Source organism: Buchnera aphidicola (Periphyllus lyropictus), assembly GCF_024029895.1.
Classification (GTDB): domain Bacteria; phylum Pseudomonadota; class Gammaproteobacteria; order Enterobacterales; family Enterobacteriaceae; genus Buchnera_J; species Buchnera_J aphidicola_BA.
Genome location: NZ_CP097457.1, coordinates 400,656 through 417,227 on the forward strand (window position 1 = coordinate 400,656; position 16,572 = coordinate 417,227).

Genomic DNA, 16,572 nt, shown 5'->3' on the forward strand with positions numbered 1-16,572 from the left:
TAAATATAATTTAAAAATAAATTAAAATTTTTAAGTAAAAAATAAAAAATTTTTATTATTTTTAAATAATTATTTTTTAATAGGTATAACTTTTCCAATATAAGGTAAATTACGATAACATTGAGCATAATCAATTCCATATCCAACAACAAATTCATTAGATATAGAAAAACCTATATAATCTACCGTTATATTAACTTCTCTACATTCTGATTTATCTAATAATGTACAAATAGAAATAGATTTTGGATTTCTTAATTTTAAAATATCTAAAACTTTACTTAAAGTATGACCAGAATCAATAATATCTTCTATAATTAAAACATTTTTATTATTAATATCTTCATCTAAATCCTTTAAAATTTTTACATCAAAATTAGAAAACATACTATTTCTATAACTAGAAGTAGTCATAAAATCTACTTCATGATCAATTTTAATTTCTCTACATAAATCAGCAATAAAAATAAAAGAACCTCTTAATAAACCTACTAAAATCATTTTATTAGAATCGTTTTTATAATTTTTAGTAATTTGTATACCTAATTCTTTAACTCTATTACGTAATTCAATAGAAGAAAAAATCATTTTTACAGTATATTTAATCATTATTTTTTATTAAATTTAATAGTAAGAAAATGTCTACCTTTTAATATATACAATCTTATTTTAAAATTGTAAAAAATACTATTAAAAACTTTAATTTAAAATATTTAAAAACATACAAAATAAATTCTATATATTAAAATATACAATTTTAATTAAAATATTTATTAAAATTAAAAAAATTTTATCTGACTAAAAAAATTATTTAAAAAAATATAAAAAATTAATTTATATATATAAAATTTATATAAAATATATAATATTTTGATTAGTTTTTAAAAACATTTATTATAATAAAATATTAAAATTTTAAAAATATAGATTTAGGAGAACCTTAAAAAATGATAAACGTTTTAAAATTTGGCGGAACTTCATTAAAAAATTCAAAAACAATTTTTTCTGTTTCTAAAATAATTCAAGAAAAATGTAAAAAAAATAAAATTGCAGTAGTTTTATCTGCGCCAGCTAAAATTACAAATTATTTAGAAAAATTAATAAAAATAGCGATAAATAAAAAAAGATATGAAAAAAAAATTTTATACATAAAAAAAAAATTTTATAAAATAATTAAAAAAATATATAAAAAAAATAAAAAATTTAATTTTTTTAAAACAAAAAAAAAAATTGATAAAGAAATAAATTTTATTCAAAAAAATTTAAAAAGTATATATATTTTAAATCAATGTCCTGATAATACATTTGCAAAAATTATTTCTCGAGGAGAAATATTATCTACTTATATTATGAAAAATATTTTAATCTCAAAAAAATATAATGTAGACATAATTAATCCAGTTAAAAATATTATTACTTTTGGAAAAATTCTTGATTCATATGTAAATATTCCACTTTCAAATAAAAATTTAAAAAAAATAAAAATAAAAAAAAATTCTATTATTTTAATGCCAGGTTTTATTGCAGGAGATAAAAAAAAAAAAACAGTATTATTAGGAAGAAACGGATCAGATTATTCAGCAGCAATATTATCTGCTTGTTTTAAAGCTAAAGTTTGTGAAATATGGACAGATGTAGATGGAATTCTTACTTGTGACCCAAAAATTGTTTCTAATCCAAAAATAATAAAAAAAATTTCATATCAAAATATAACTGAATTATCTAATTTAGGAGCTAAAGTATTACATCATAAAACAATTAAACCACTACAAAAATTTAATATCCCATGTCATATTAAAAATACATTTAATAAAAATAAAAAAGGAACAGAAATATTAGATCTAAATAAAAAATCAAAAAAAAAATATCATGCTAGTGTAACTTATATAAAAAACATATGTATGTTTTTAATAAAAATTAAAAAAAAAGAAAATATCAAAAAAATTCAAAAAATATTAATTAAATCAATAAAATTTCAAAATATTTTTATTTTTTCATTAATTCATTTTATAAATCAAAATTCCATAAAATTTTATTGTAAAAAAAAATATAAAAAAATAATAAAAAAAATAATACAAAAAAAAATTTTCAAATCAAAAAATGAATTTAAAAAATATATTATAATAAAAAAAAAATTATCTATAATATCTGTTATTAAATATAAAATCACAAAACAAAAAAAATTAATAAATAAAATAAAAAAATCATTATATAACTCTAATATTAAAACATTTTTATTTAATAATAATATATCAAAAAATTCTATTTCAATAATTTTAAAATCTAAACATATAAAAATTGGAATCAAATTAATACATAAAATTATTATAAATAAAAAAAAAATAATTGAAATTTTTTTATTAGGAATTGGTGGAATAGGAAAAACTTTATTAAATCAAATATCATTAGAAAAATCCAATTTAAAAAAATTAAATATAACAATAAATATTTGTTTAATATCAAATTCTAATAAAATACTTTTTAATGAAAATAAAATTTCAATAAAAAATTGGAAAAAAGATTTCCAAAAAATTAAAAAAAAATATGAAGAAAAAGATTTAATAAAAACCATAAACAAAATAACAGAAAAAAACTATTATATAAATCCAGTAATTATTGATTGTACATCTAGTAAAAAAATTTCTCATCAATATTATAACTATATAAAAAATGGATTTCATATAGTAACTCCTAATAAAAAATTTAATACAAGAAACACTAATCATTATAAAAAAATTAGAAAAATAGCTAAAAATAAAGAAAAGAATTTTTTTTATGAAACAAACGTTGGAGGAGGTCTTCCAATAATACAAACTATAAAAAACTTAAAAAATACAGGAGATAAATTAATTTCTTTTAAAGGAATACTTTCAGGATCATTATCATATATTTTTGGAAAATTAGAACAAGGAATTTCTTTTTCAGAAGCTATAAAAAAAGCTAAAAATAAAGGATTAACAGAACCTGATCCAAGAGATGATTTATCTGGATTAGATGTAGCAAGAAAATTATTAATAATTGCTCGTGAATTTGGATACCAATTAGAATTAAAAAATATCATTATAAAAAATATTCTTCCTGAACCAATTAATAAAAAAATAAGCATAAAAAAATTTCTAAAAAAAATAGAAGATTATAATAAATATTTTTATAAAAAAGTATCATCAGCTAAAATTAATAATAAAAAAATTAAATTTATAGGAAAAATTAATAAAAATGGAATTTGTTCAATAAAAATTTCTAAAATCCATAAAAATGATCCATTATATGGAATAAAAAATGGAGAAAACGCGCTATCTTTTTATAGTAAATATTATCACCCAATGCCTCTAGTAATAAGAGGATACGGAGCAGGAAAAGAAGTTACTGCATCAGGAGTATTTTCTGACCTATTAAAAATAGTATTATAATTGGAGTACAAAATGATTAAAGTGTATGCGCCTGCTTCTATCGGAAATTTAGGAGTAGGATTTGATATTTTAGGAGCAGCAATTCATCCAATCAAAAAAAATTTTTTAGGTGATTTAGTAAAAATTAAAAAATCAAATGAATTTAAATTAATAAATAAAGGAAAATTTTCTAAAGAACTTCCGAAATATTATAAAAAAAATATAGTTTGGAAAGCTTGGTCATTATTTTGTAAAAAAATAAAAATAAAAAAAAATATTCATTTAACTCTTGAAAAAAATCTTCCTATTGGTTCTGGATTAGGTTCAAGCGCATGTTCTATTGTAGCAACATTAGTTGCATTGAATATATTTTTTAATAATCCATTGAATAAAGAAGAACTTTTAAAATTAATGGGAATATTAGAAAAAAAAATATCTGGAGAAATACATTATGATAATGTAGCACCATCATATTTAGGAGGAATTCAATTAATATTAGATAAAAAAAGAAATATTTCTCAAAAAATACCTTTTTTTAAAGATTGGTTTTGGGTTATAGCTTGGCCTGGAACTAAATTATCTACTGCTCTATCAAGATCAGTTTTACCAAAAAAATATAGTAGAAAAATATGTATTAAACATAGTAAAAATTTATCACGTTTTATACATGCTTCATATACTAACCAATCTGATTTAGCAGCAAATTCCATTAAAGATGTAATTGCAGAACCTTATAGGAAAAAATTTTTAAAAAATTTCTCTAAACATAAAAAAAGAATAAAAAAAATAGGATCTATTGCTTATGGAATATCCGGATCTGGACCTACTATATTTTCTATTTGTAAAAATAAAAAAAACGCAAAAAAAATAAAAGATTATTTTTTAAAAAATTATATTCAAACAAAAAAAGGGTTTTCTCATATTTGTAAAATAGATTTTATTGGAGCAAGACAAATTAGGACAAAAAATAATGAAACTATATAACTTAAAAAATAAAAACGAAAAAGTAAGTTTTTCTAAAGCTGTAAAATTAGGATTAGGAAAAAAACAAGGGTTATTTTTTCCTTCAAAATTACCAATTATTCCTAAAAAAAAAATAAAATCATTATTAAAAAAAAATTTTATTAATAGAAGTCAAAAAATACTATCTTTATTTATAGGATCAGAAATAAAAAAAAAAAAAATTGATTCAAGCGTAAAATCAGCATTTTCATTTATTAAACCTAAATTAATTAATTTAAAAAATAATATTTCCTGTTGTGAATTATTTCATGGTCCAACATTAGCATTTAAAGATTATGGAGCTAGATTTATGGCTCAAATCTTGTCACATTTAAATAAAAAAAATAAATCGATAACTATATTAACTGCTACTTCTGGAGATACAGGAGCTGCAGTAGCTCATGCTTTTTATAAAATGAAAAATATAAGAGTGATAATATTATATCCAAAAGGAAAAATTAGCAAAATACAAAAAAAACTATTTTGTACTTTAGGAAAAAATATTATAACAATAGCTATTGATGGAAGTTTTGATGAATGTCAAAAACTAGTAAAAAAATCTTTTAATGACAAAGAAATAAAAAAAAAAACACAATTAAACTCAGCTAATTCAATAAATATAAGTCGTTTATTTGCTCAAATATGCTATTTTTTTGAAATATTTTCTTTAACTTCAAAAATAAATAAAAAAAAAATAGTTATATCTATACCATGTGGTAATTTTGGAAATTTAACAGCTGGTTTATTAGCAAAATCTATGGGATTACCTATACATAAATTTATATTAGCAACAAATTCTAACGATACTGTTCCTAGATTTATGAAAACTGGAATATGGAATCCTTATAAAACTATTTCAACTATTTCTAATGCAATGGATATTAGCAGACCAAATAATTGGCCTAGAGTAATAGAAATTTTCAATAGAAAAAAATGGAATATTAAAAAATTAGGATATGGAAGTGTATCTGAAAATAAAACCAAAAAAAATATAAAAAATCTATATGAAAAATTCAATTATATATCTGAACCTCATGCTTCAGTAGCATATACATTATTAAAAAAACAAATAAAAAAAGAAGAATATGGAATTTTTTTAGGAACCGCTCATCCAGTAAAATTTAAAGAAACAGTAGAAAAAACTCTAAAAATAAAACTAGAAATTCCAAAATCTATATCTAATTTTTTTAATTTAAAAGAATTATCTTATAGTATTAAACCTAATTTTCATAAACTAAAAAAAATTATATTAAATCAATAAAATTATACTTAGAGAGGTAAAAAATCCTCTCTAAAAAATTTATACATTAAATAGAAAGTGAATAATATCTCCATCTTTTACTATATAATTTTTTCCTTCTAATCTTAACTTTCCTGCTTTTTTTACATTATTTTCTGATTTATATTTTATAAAATCAAAATAATTAATAACTTTAGCTCTAATAAAACCTCTTCCAAAATCACTATGTATAATGTTTGCTGTCTCTACACTATTAGAACCTTTTATAAAAGGCCAAGCTTTTATTTCTTTCTTTCCAACAGTAAAAAAAGTTTCTAAATTTAAAATTTTATAAATTGAATTAATAATTTCAGAAAATAAAAATAATTCAGAATTTTTATTTTTAAAAGATACTTTAAATTTTTTTGGATCAATAAATTTTATAATATTTTTTTTTAAGAAATTTTTTAAATCATTTAAAAGTGTCTTATTTTCTTGAAAAGTATTAAAATTAACTAGAAAAATAGTAGGTTTAAATGTTAAAAACTTAAATTCTTTCATCAAACATTTTTCTTGATGTGAAAATTTTACTGTTCTTAATAAAATAAAATTTTTTAAATTAAAAATACATTTTTCTAATAAATTTTTTTTTTCTAAAAAATTTTCCTTATTAATATTTTTTGAATTTTTTATTAAAATAAGTTGTTTTTCACAAAATTCTATATCAGAAAATATTAATTCTGTATTAATAATTTCTATATCATCAATAGGATCAATTTTATTATTAACATGTAAAATTTTCTCATCATAAAAACATCTTACAACATGAATTAAAGCATCAACTTCTCTAATTTGACTTAAAAAATTATTTCCTAAACCTTCACCTTTAGATGCACCTTTTACCAATCCAGCAATATCAACAATTTTAACTGTAGCTGAAATTAATTTATCAGGACAAACAATTTCTTTTAATTTAAATAATCTATCATCATAAACAGACGCAAAACCTACATTAGGTTTAATAGTGCAAAAAGGGAAATTCAAAGATGGAACTTTTAATTTAGTAAAAATATTAAATATAGTCGATTTTCCAACATTTGGTAACCCAATAATTCCACATTTAACACTCATATTTAACCTTATTAAAATTTATTATTTTCTCTAAAAAATAATTTTTTTATTAAAAAATAAATTTAAAAAAAATAATAATTTTTTTAATTTTATAAAAAATATTTTAAAAATTATTAACAAATAATTTATTTATAGAACAACGAATAGAACTAAAAATTTTTTTTTTATCTAAATTAGTAGGTTTTGACAAAACAAAATCAGAAATATCTTTTTTATTATTTGGACGTCCAATACCTATTGATAAACGTTTATAAACAGTTTTTTTTTTAAATTTTCCAATAATATTCTTTAAACCTTTATGACCATTACTTCCATACCCATTTCTTAATTTTATTATTCCTGGAAGTAAATCTAATTCGTCATGAATAATAAACATTTCTTCTAATTTAATACTATAAAAATTAGCTATCTTTAAAACAGATAAACCATTTATATTCATAAAAACATTTGGAATAAATAAAAAAATTTTTTTATTTAAATAAAAAAAATAACTATAATATCCTAAAAATTTAGTTTTTTTTTTTAATTTTAAATTAAATAAATTTGCTAATTCTAAAACATACCAAGAACCTACATTATGACGAGTATTTCGATATTTAGATAAAGGATTTCCTAAACCAATAATTATTTTTATTTTATTCAATGAAAATTATCCCTAAAAAAATCAACAAAACTAATAAAAAATTACATAAAAAATTACAACAAATTATAATAAAATTTTTTATAAAAATTTATAAAAAGTAAACAAATTTTTTATAAAAATTTATAAAAAATTAATGAAATAAAAAAATCAATAAAATAAAAATTTAATTATTTTAAATATAATTTAGAAACTTTATCCCAATTAATAACATTAAAAAAAGATTTTACATATTCTAATTTTCTATTATTATATTTTAAATAATAAGCATGTTCCCATAAATCTAATCCAATAATAGGTTTTCCAAAACTACGAACAAAATTTTTTCCCATTAAAGGATTATCTTGATTTGAAGTAGTAGTAATAAATAAATTATTTTTTGATTTTACTAACCACACCCAACCTGATCCAAAATGATTCATTGCAAATTGAACAAAACTTTCTTTAAATTTTTCTATACTTAAAAAATTTTTTTCAATAGATTCTTTTAATTTTCCTTTTAAAATAGTATTTTTTTTTAAAATTTTCCAAAAAAAACTATGATTAATATGTCCTCCTAAATTATTTCTTAAAATAGTTTGATATTTTAAAGAAACAAAACGTAAAGAAGATAATAATTCTTTTATTGTATAATCTGAATATTTAATTTTTAATAAAACTCTATTTAAATTATCAATATAAGTTTGATGATGTTTAAGATGATGTAACTTCATAGTTTCTTTATCAAAAAAAGGTTCTAAATCACTATATTTATAATCTAAATGTGGTAATTTATAAATCATAATTTTAAACTCCTATTTCATAAAAAATTTATAAAATAAAATATATAATATAAAAAATGTATTAGAAAATTTGGATTTTTTAATAAATTTATTTGAATTATTCTTAACATAAATAAATTAATATGTTAATTTTTAATTAAAAAATAAAAAAAAAAATTTGTATATATTTTTTAATATTACTATATAATATAAAAAATTTTTAAAAAAATAATATTTATAAATTAAAAATTTTTAGTTTATATCATATTAAAATATTTAAATAATGGAATTATAATGCATATAAAAAAAAATGAAAACTTATTAAGTAATAGATTTAGAACTTTTTATCCAGTAGTAATTGATGTAGAAACTGCTGGATTTAATCCTATTACTGATGCACTTTTAGAAATTGCAGTAATTACATTAACTATGAATAAAAAAGGATGGCTGAAAACAGAAAAAAAAATACATTTTCATATTAAACCATTTCAAGGATCTTTAATAAAAAAAGAAGCGTTATTATTTAATAAAATTGATCCATTTAATCCTTTAAGAGGAGCTGTTAGTGAAAAAGAAGCATTTAAAGAAATTTTTTCTATAATTTATAAAGGAATCAAAAAATACGATTGTAGTAAAGGAATAATCGTTGCTCATAATGCAAATTTTGATCATAATTTTATTATGGCAGCTTCACAAAGAATTCAATCAAAAAATAATCCATTTCATCCATTTGCAACTTTTGATACAGCTACTTTAAGTGGACTAGCTGTAGGTCAGACAGTTCTTTCTAAAGCTTGTAGAGCAATAGGACTATCTTTTGACAATAATCAAGCACATTCAGCTTTATATGATACCTTACAAACAGCAAATTTATTCTGTAAAATTATTAATAGATGGAAAAAATTAGGTGGATGGCCGATTTATAAAAGAAATATATAATAAATAATATATAAAAATTATATATTTATTTCTAATAAATTTAAGATATGATATAAAAAATATACATCACATCTTAATAAAAAATTTAAAAAAAATATTAAATTAATTTTTTCTATTTAATTCAAATTTAATTATTTTTTTTAATTTACCACTCTCGAACATTTCTTCCATAATATCACTTCCACCTATTAATTTTCCAGAAACCCATAATTGAGGAAATGTTGGCCAATTAGAAAAAATTGGTAATTCTTTTCTAATATCTGGATTTTGTAAAACATCAACATATGAAAATTTTACTTTTAAAGAAAATAAAATATTTATAGCTTTTGAAGAAAATCCACAATTTGGAAAATTTGGAGAACCTTTCATATAAATTAAAATAGGATTATTTTTAATTTGACTTTTAATTTTTTTTATAACACCCATAAAATCCTCTAAAATATATAAAACTTTTAAAATAAATGTTATTTTAAAAAAATTTTGTAATATTACAATATCATATTATAATGATATATTATAAACAAATTAAAATTTATAAAATATAAAAAAAAAAAAAAAAAAAAAGAAAAAAATTCAAGGGGTTGATTTTGGATTTGACAAAATTTTATAATACTAATTCGCATGACGAGGTTCGGTTTGCCTCGATAAAAAACCGAAAATAAAATATCTGCAAAAAATAAACAGGAATATGCTTTAGCAGCTTAAAAAACTGATTTAAAGCCCATTTAAATCTTATTGTTTTCTCTTACAAATTAAGATTATCTAAAATGGTCATAAAAATTAGAGATCGCATATCAGTAACGTTTTTTTACTAATATGTTAAAAAAATAAAACTCAGTTTCTTAAATAGGTCTTTAATAAAAAGAAGCTTAAAAAAAATACATAAAAGACTAATCATGTAGTGTTTTAGTAAAATTAAAATTTTGGACGCGGGTTCAAATCCCGCCAACTCCAAAAATTATAGAAAAAATAAATTAAAAAAATCTTAAAATATTAAAAAAAAAAAAACTTATAAAAATATTTTTTTATAAAATTTTTTTAAAATTTATAAAAAATTAATTTTTTTATTTTAAAAAAATAAAAAAAAAAATAAAACTTATATTTCCTCTTAAAAAATTAATTTATATTACTTTAATAAAAATTTAATAAAATATTTAATAAAATAAAAAGATTTTTATAATTATTAATAAATTAATTATTAAATTCTTATAAATATTATTATTTTAAAAAAAAATTAATTTCTTTATTTCTTTATTTTTTTAAAAAAATGAAAATATCTCTTAAATTAATAATAAAATTTTTAGAAATTAACTTTTATATTTAAAAATACTATAAAATAAATAAAAATTTTTTATGAAAAATCTTAGGAAAAAAAATGGAAAAATCAATAAAAAAAAAGATAAAAAAAAGAAAATAAAAAACAAATAAAAAAAATAAAAAAACAAGAAAAAAAAATATTTAAATACCTTAAATAAAATATATAATGTTAACAATTCAATTTCTAAAATTAAAAAAAATATTAAAGAAATTCCATTAAGAACTTTAGCTTATATAGAAAATATAAAAAAAGAATATTACAAAAAATTTAATAAAATAAAAAGAGAAAAAAAAAAATTCTTCTTTGAAAAAATATTAAATGTATTAACAAATATTAATAAATTAATTTCTAAAATATCAAAATTAAACTTTAAAGATAATCCTAAATTTCAAGGAATATTTTTAATTCAAAAAAATTTTTTAGAATTTTTAAAAAAAAATAAAATAAAAATAAATAAAAAAAAAAAAAAAAATAGAAAAATAAAAAAAAAAAAAAAAAGATTATTTTTATATATTTTAAAAAATTTATAAAAAATGGCTTAAAATTAAATTAAAGCCATTTATCTAAAAAAAATTAGGTTTTTTTTAAAAAATTATTTTGTACTCCAATTTATTATTTTTTTATTTTGTTTTACAAGTATTTTGTTTGTTTTAGAAAAATGTTTACACCCAAAAAAACTTCTATAAGCAGATAATGGAGATGGATGAGAAGAAGTTAATATATAATTTTTATTTTTATTAATTAAAATACTTTTTTTTTTAGCATACTTACCCCATAATAAAAAAACTACTCCAGAATGATATAAATTAATTAAAGAAATCACATAATCTGTAATTTTTTCCCAACCATATTTTATATGAGAACCTGGTTTATTTTCAGAAACCGTTAATATTGAATTTAATAAAAAAACACCTTGTTTAGACCAATTTTCTAAACATCCAGAATTTATTTTAATGTTTTCTTTAATATCAGATTTAATTTCTTTAAATATATTTCTTAAAGAGGGAGGATAAGAAACTCCTCTTTTTACAGAAAAAGACAAACCATGAGCTTGATTTTTTTTAAAATATGGATCTTGTCCCAATATTACAACTTTAATATCTTTAAATTTAGTTAAAAAAAAAGCATGAAAAACATTTTCTTTTTTTGGAAAAATATTTTTAAAAATTCTTTTTTTATTTATTTTTTTAACTATTTCTAAAATTTTATATTTTTTTTTTTTTAATAAATTTTTCCAAGTAAATAACATTTTATTCATATAAATCTCTAATTAAATTTAAAAAATTTATAATAATAAAAAATTAAAATAAAATAATATATAAATAATAAATAAAGTATTATAATATAAAATTTTATTAAATTATAAAATATTAAATTTTTAAATTAAAAAAATTATTATTAATATAAAAGGATAAAAAATATGACTTTAGTTGCTCAATTAGCTCCAGATTTTTCAACATCAGCAGTTTTAAAAAACGAAAAAATAATTGATAATTTTAATTTTAAAAAATATATATTTAAAAAAAAAGCTATTTTATTTTTTTGGCCTATGGATTTTACATTTGTTTGTCCATCAGAAATAATCGCTTTTAATAAATGTTATGAAGAACTAAAAAAAAGAAAAGTAAAATTAGTAGGTGTATCCTGTGATTCAGTTTTTGTTCATTTAGCATGGCAAAAAACTAAATATAAAAATGGAGGTATTGGACCAATAAAATATGTAATGGCTTCAGATATTAAAAGAAAAATTCAAAAATCTTATAATATTGAACATCCTAATTTAGGAGTAGCTTTAAGAGCATCATTTTTAATTGACGAAAACGGATTTATAAAACATGAAGTAATTAATGATCTACCTTATGGAAGAAACATTCAAGAAATGATAAGAATGATAGATGCATTAGATTTATACAAAAAAACAGGAAAAGTATGCCCTGCAAATTGGACTATTAAAAAAAATAGCATAACACCAAATCATAAAGGAATCTCAAAATATTTATCTAAAAATATAAAAAAAATATAATTTAAAAAAAATTTATATTCGATTAATTAAATTTAATAATTTATATTTAAATAAAACTAATCGAATATAAAAAATTAATTTTAATAATTTATTTTTATTAAAAAATTTTTAAAAAATTAATTTAATATTTTTCAAAAAAAAAAAATTAAAAATTTTAAAATTATTATTTTTAATAATAATCATCTGAAAAAAATTCATCATTTTCAGTTTCAAAACTTTCATCCGAAACATCATCATAATTTGAATTTTCATTATCAGAACTAGAAATATATGAGTTTTTATCTGAATTTTCATCAATATTTAAAGAATTTTTATTATCTAATAAATCATTATTTGAATCTAATTCACTATTTTCATTAGAAGAAACATTAGAATCAGAAGAATTATTATCAAGATCATTATTTTTAATATCTTCAATATTATTTTTAGAATCATTTTCTTTAACAAAAGAACTTGATTTTAAATTATTATTATTTAAATATAAATCATTTTCATTAAAATCTTTTGAACGATTAATAGAAGGAAAATCCGAATTAGAATTAAATAAATTATCTTCAGGTTTATGTTTATGAAATAAATTAGTTAACATATTTCCAACTACTACTCCTCCTGCTACTCCAACTGCAGTTTGTAAAGCATTTCCTAAAAAACTACTCCCTGAAGAAATTATATTTGAATAATCACTACCAAATGAAGATTCATATTTTCTATTTATATTTAAAGGTATATTTTTTTTTAGATTTATAGATGAACTATTTTTTTTTATAGATGGAGTAGTGTATTTTTCTAATAAACCAGATAAAAAACTTTTTTTATTAGATTGAGAAAAACTATTTTTTTCAATTAATTTTTCTAAATCTTCAATATTTTTATGTAATTTTTGGATAGCTACTTCCTGAACCAAAATTATTTGAATCATGTAATAAACAGAATTAGGTTGATTTAATAAACATTCTTTAATAAATTTTTCTGCTTTTTCATCTCTCAATGAAGATTTTTTTTCTGCATTTTTTAATCTTTTAAATAACGATTTAATTAATTTCTTTTCTTTATTTTCCATAAATTCCTTTAAAAAATTTTATTTAATATAAATATAAAAAAAATTAGTTACTTTATTAAATATTAAAACAAATAAAAATAATAGTAAAATTCTACTTAAAATTATTTAAAAAAAAACATTAAAAAAATTATATTTTTTCTAAAATTCACCGAATCATTTCAATATGTTATATTATTAATATATAAAAAAAAAAAATCAATATTATTTTAAAAGAGAAGTAAAAAAATGGAAAAATTTGCTCGAGAAATTACAAAAATAAAAATAGAAAAAGAACTTAAAAATTCTTATTTAGATTATGCTATGTCAGTAATAATAGGAAGAGCTTTACCTGATGTAAGAGATGGTTTAAAACCTGTACATAGAAGAATACTATTTGCTATGCATGTACTAAATAATAGATGGAATAAACCATATAAAAAATCTGCAAGAATTGTAGGTGATGTAATTGGAAAATATCATCCTCATGGAGATACAGCAGTATATGATTCTATTGTAAGAATGGCTCAATTTTTTTCATTAAGATATATGTTAATTGATGGACAAGGAAATTTTGGATCAATTGATGGAGATTCTCCTGCAGCAATGAGATATACTGAAATAAAAATGTCTAAAATAGCACATACTTTATTAAATGACTTAGATAAAAATACAGTAAAATTTGTTAAAAATTACGATGGATCAGAAAAAATACCAGAAATTCTACCTGCAGAAATTCCAAATTTATTAATTAACGGATCATCAGGAATTGCTGTTGGAATGGCTACAAATATTCCTCCGCATAACTTATGTGAAACAATCGATGCATGTTTAAAATACATAAAAAATCCAGAAATTAGCATAAAAAATTTAATGAAATATCTTCCTGGTCCAGATTTTCCAACATTTGGAATTATTAATGGAAAATCAGGAATTAAAGAAGCATATGAAACTGGAAAAGGAAAAATATATTTAAGAGCACGTGTAAAAATAGAAAATAATTCAAATAACAAAAAAAAATCAATAATAATATATCAACTACCTTATCAAACTAATAAATCTAAATTATTAGAAAAAATTGCTTTATTAGTAAAAGAAAAAAAAATAGAAGGAATTTCTGCTTTAAGAGATGAGAGTGATAAAGATGGAATGAGAATAGTTATAGAAATTAAAAAAGAATCTATTTCTGAAATTATTCTTAATAAATTATATTCATTAACATCTTTACAAACTTCTTTTGGGATAAATATGGTTGCATTATATCAAGGTCAACCAAAATTAATGAATTTAAAAGAAATATTAAATTCTTTTATTTCACATAGAAAAGACATAGTAACAAAAAGATGTATATTTAATTATAAAAAATATAAAAAAAAAAGTAATTTATTAGAAGGATTAACAATTGCTTTAAAAAATATAGATAAAATAATTTTATGTATAAAAAATTCTAAAAATACAAAACAAGCAAAAAAAATACTATTGTCTAAAAAATGGAAAACAAATTCTTTTGTTAAAAAATTATTACAAAATAAATTAAAAAAAAATAATAAATTAGAAAAATATACTTTTTCTAAAGAACAAGTTAGAAAAATATTAAATACAAAATTACATAAATTAACTACTTTAGAATATAAAAAAATAATTTTTGAATATAAAAATTTAATAAAAAATATTTCTTATTTAAAAAAAATATTAACAAATAAATTTAAAATGATTGAGCTTATAAAAAAAGAACTAAAAATAATTAAAAAAAAATTTGGTGATGAAAGGAAAACAGAAATTACAGATAAAACTTGTGATATTGCTATTAAAGATATGATAACGTCAGAAAATGTAGTTGTTACTTTATCACGTTCGGGATATGTAAAATATCAACCAATAACAGAATATGAAGCTCAAAAAAGAGGAGGAAAAGGAAAATATGCAGCTAAAATGAAATCTAAAGATTATATTGAAAATTTAATTGTAGCAAATACTCATGATACAATATTATGTTTTTCTAGCAAAGGAATTATTTATTGGATGAAAGTATATCAATTACCAGAATCTAGTCGTCATTCTAGAGGAAAACCAATAGTAAATTTATTACCATTAAGTTTAAAAGAAAGAATTACAGCTATTTTACCATTAAAAGAATATAAAAAAAAAAATAATATATTTATGGCTACTGCTTTAGGAATTGTTAAAAAAACTTCTCTAAAAGCATTCAAAAATCCTAGAAATAAAGGAATAATTGCATTAAATTTAAAAAAAAATGATGAATTAATTGGAGTTTCTTTAACTAATGGAAAAAATAATATTATGTTATTTACATCAAAAGGAAAAGTAGTTCAATTTTCAGAAAAACATGTTCGATCAATGGGAAGAAACGCAACAGGAGTAAGAGGAATAAAAATAGATAAAAAAGATAAAGTTGTATCTTTAATAATACCTAAAAAAAATGGAGAAATATTAGTAATTACTCAAAAAGGATACGGAAAAAGAACTAATATTAAAGAATTTCCTATAAAATCTAGATCTACAAAAGGAGTAATATCTATAAAAATAACAAAAAAAAATTTATCTGTTGTAAAAGCAATTCAAGTAAATGAAAATAATCAAATAATGATTATTACTAATGCTGGAAAACTAGTAAGAACAAGAGTATCAGAAATAAATATTTTAAAAAGAAATACTCAAGGGGTAATTTTAATTAGAATGTTTAAAAAAGAAAAAGTAGTTGGATTACAAAAAATTAAAGAAAAATTAATATAAAAAAACAAAAAATAATTATATGAAACTATATCTACTTTTAAAATTTCTTTACCTAAACCAATTATATACGGAGTAAAAAATCCTAAAAAAATTAGGTTTTTTTTATGTATTAATAAAATATAATGATAATTTAAATTTAACTAATTCTATTTAAAATTCTATTATAAAACATATTTAAAAAAGAGTTAGAATTAAAATAAATAAAATAAATATAATAAATATAAAAATAATTGAAAGTTTTATAAAAAGTAGAAAAAAATTTCATAAAATATATATACACTTTTTATAAATATTTTAAAAAAACTATTAAATAATTTTTTTAATAATTAACAAAAAAAAATTAATTTATTTAATATTCCT

The 16,572-nt window shown here is 18.3% G+C and carries 14 protein-coding genes and 1 other RNA gene; 8 read left to right on the top strand and 7 right to left on the bottom strand.

What is annotated here, in order from left to right; all coding sequences use genetic code 11:
• Nucleotides 1-69: 69 nt before the first annotated feature.
• Nucleotides 70-609 carry a hypoxanthine phosphoribosyltransferase gene (hpt, locus tag M5J13_RS02025; protein ID WP_436835302.1) on the bottom strand — a complete coding sequence of 180 codons (540 nt, stop codon included), beginning with the start codon at nucleotides 607-609 and terminating at the stop codon, nucleotides 70-72.
• Between the two features lie 338 nt (nucleotides 610-947).
• Between hpt and thrA the strand changes: the two genes are divergently transcribed.
• From thrA to thrC, 3 genes are read left to right on the top strand one after another with little or no spacing between them, the layout of a single operon-like run.
• Nucleotides 948-3,410: a bifunctional aspartate kinase/homoserine dehydrogenase I gene (thrA, locus tag M5J13_RS02030; protein ID WP_252837247.1), complete on the top strand. Its 2,463-nt coding sequence runs from the start codon at nucleotides 948-950 to the stop codon at nucleotides 3,408-3,410.
• A gap of 12 nt (nucleotides 3,411-3,422) precedes the next feature.
• Complete coding sequence (gene thrB / locus M5J13_RS02035) at nucleotides 3,423-4,373, top strand: homoserine kinase (protein WP_252837248.1); 951 nt, start codon at nucleotides 3,423-3,425, stop codon at nucleotides 4,371-4,373.
• Complete coding sequence (thrC, locus tag M5J13_RS02040; RefSeq protein WP_252837249.1) at nucleotides 4,360-5,652, top strand: threonine synthase; 1,293 nt, start codon at nucleotides 4,360-4,362, stop codon at nucleotides 5,650-5,652. The genes thrB and thrC overlap by 14 nt, the downstream gene beginning before the upstream one ends.
• A 39-nt stretch (nucleotides 5,653-5,691) precedes the next feature.
• On the opposite strand, the gene ychF is transcribed toward thrC, so the two are convergent.
• The 3 genes from ychF to M5J13_RS02055 form a co-directional block, all read right to left on the bottom strand.
• The gene (gene ychF, locus M5J13_RS02045; protein WP_252837250.1) at nucleotides 5,692-6,741 is read right to left on the bottom strand and encodes a redox-regulated ATPase YchF; all 1,050 of its coding nucleotides are present in this window, start codon (nucleotides 6,739-6,741) and stop codon (nucleotides 5,692-5,694) included.
• Nucleotides 6,742-6,844: 103 nt separating this feature from the next.
• Nucleotides 6,845-7,384, bottom strand: coding sequence for an aminoacyl-tRNA hydrolase (gene pth / locus M5J13_RS02050; RefSeq protein WP_252837251.1), 540 nt, complete (start codon nucleotides 7,382-7,384; stop codon nucleotides 6,845-6,847).
• A gap of 167 nt (nucleotides 7,385-7,551) precedes the next feature.
• Nucleotides 7,552-8,163 carry a superoxide dismutase gene (locus M5J13_RS02055; RefSeq protein WP_252837252.1) on the bottom strand — a complete coding sequence of 204 codons (612 nt, stop codon included), beginning with the start codon at nucleotides 8,161-8,163 and terminating at the stop codon, nucleotides 7,552-7,554.
• Nucleotides 8,164-8,436: 273 nt separating this feature from the next.
• Here M5J13_RS02055 and rnt point away from each other — a divergent pair, with 273 nt between their 5' ends.
• On the top strand, nucleotides 8,437-9,081 hold the full coding sequence (rnt, locus tag M5J13_RS02060) for a ribonuclease T (protein ID WP_252837253.1): 645 nt from the start codon (nucleotides 8,437-8,439) through the stop codon (nucleotides 9,079-9,081).
• A 102-nt stretch (nucleotides 9,082-9,183) separates the two neighbouring features.
• On the opposite strand, the gene grxD is transcribed toward rnt, so the two are convergent.
• Nucleotides 9,184-9,507, bottom strand: a complete 324-nt coding sequence (grxD, locus tag M5J13_RS02065; RefSeq protein WP_252837254.1) for a Grx4 family monothiol glutaredoxin — start codon at nucleotides 9,505-9,507, stop codon at nucleotides 9,184-9,186.
• Between the two features lie 151 nt (nucleotides 9,508-9,658).
• Here grxD and ssrA point away from each other — a divergent pair.
• Together ssrA and grpE are read left to right on the top strand one after the other, a co-directional pair.
• Nucleotides 9,659-10,038: a transfer-messenger RNA gene (gene ssrA, locus M5J13_RS02070) on the top strand.
• Between the two features lie 519 nt (nucleotides 10,039-10,557).
• Nucleotides 10,558-10,929, top strand: coding sequence for a nucleotide exchange factor GrpE (gene grpE / locus M5J13_RS02280; protein WP_354667646.1), 372 nt, complete (start codon nucleotides 10,558-10,560; stop codon nucleotides 10,927-10,929).
• A 62-nt stretch (nucleotides 10,930-10,991) separates the two neighbouring features.
• Here the strand turns inward: grpE and ung are convergent, their stop codons facing one another.
• A complete protein-coding gene (gene ung, locus M5J13_RS02075; RefSeq protein WP_252837515.1) occupies nucleotides 10,992-11,648 on the bottom strand; it encodes a uracil-DNA glycosylase in 657 nt (218 codons plus the stop codon).
• Between the two features lie 171 nt (nucleotides 11,649-11,819).
• Between ung and M5J13_RS02080 the strand changes: the two genes are divergently transcribed.
• A complete protein-coding gene (locus M5J13_RS02080) occupies nucleotides 11,820-12,422 on the top strand; it encodes a redoxin domain-containing protein (protein ID WP_252837255.1) in 603 nt (200 codons plus the stop codon).
• Nucleotides 12,423-12,591: 169 nt separating this feature from the next.
• Here M5J13_RS02080 and M5J13_RS02085 read toward each other — a convergent pair whose 3' ends face one another.
• Complete coding sequence (locus tag M5J13_RS02085) at nucleotides 12,592-13,482, bottom strand: DUF2076 domain-containing protein (protein WP_252837256.1); 891 nt, start codon at nucleotides 13,480-13,482, stop codon at nucleotides 12,592-12,594.
• Nucleotides 13,483-13,707: 225 nt separating this feature from the next.
• Here M5J13_RS02085 and gyrA point away from each other — a divergent pair, with 225 nt between their 5' ends.
• On the top strand, nucleotides 13,708-16,212 hold the full coding sequence (gene gyrA / locus M5J13_RS02090; RefSeq protein WP_252837257.1) for a DNA gyrase subunit A: 2,505 nt from the start codon (nucleotides 13,708-13,710) through the stop codon (nucleotides 16,210-16,212).
• Nucleotides 16,213-16,572: the final 360 nt, after the last annotated feature.

Bases quoted from the DNA above. Each gene is read 5' to 3' on its own strand.
- gyrA (WP_252837257.1), top strand. From the start codon at position 13,708: ATGGAAAAATTTGCTCGAGAAATTACAAAAATAAAAATAGAAAAAGAA.
- M5J13_RS02055 (WP_252837252.1), bottom strand. From the start codon at position 8,163: ATGATTTATAAATTACCACATTTAGATTATAAATATAGTGATTTAGAA.
- M5J13_RS02085 (WP_252837256.1), bottom strand. From the start codon at position 13,482: ATGGAAAATAAAGAAAAGAAATTAATTAAATCGTTATTTAAAAGATTA.
- thrB (WP_252837248.1), top strand. From the start codon at position 3,423: ATGATTAAAGTGTATGCGCCTGCTTCTATCGGAAATTTAGGAGTAGGA.
- grxD (WP_252837254.1), bottom strand. From the start codon at position 9,507: ATGGGTGTTATAAAAAAAATTAAAAGTCAAATTAAAAATAATCCTATT.
- hpt (WP_436835302.1), bottom strand. From the start codon at position 609: ATGATTAAATATACTGTAAAAATGATTTTTTCTTCTATTGAATTACGT.
- thrA (WP_252837247.1), top strand. From the start codon at position 948: ATGATAAACGTTTTAAAATTTGGCGGAACTTCATTAAAAAATTCAAAA.
- ung (WP_252837515.1), bottom strand. From the start codon at position 11,648: ATGTTATTTACTTGGAAAAATTTATTAAAAAAAAAAAAATATAAAATT.
- thrC (WP_252837249.1), top strand. From the start codon at position 4,360: ATGAAACTATATAACTTAAAAAATAAAAACGAAAAAGTAAGTTTTTCT.
- M5J13_RS02080 (WP_252837255.1), top strand. From the start codon at position 11,820: ATGACTTTAGTTGCTCAATTAGCTCCAGATTTTTCAACATCAGCAGTT.
- rnt (WP_252837253.1), top strand. From the start codon at position 8,437: ATGCATATAAAAAAAAATGAAAACTTATTAAGTAATAGATTTAGAACT.
- ychF (WP_252837250.1), bottom strand. From the start codon at position 6,741: ATGAGTGTTAAATGTGGAATTATTGGGTTACCAAATGTTGGAAAATCG.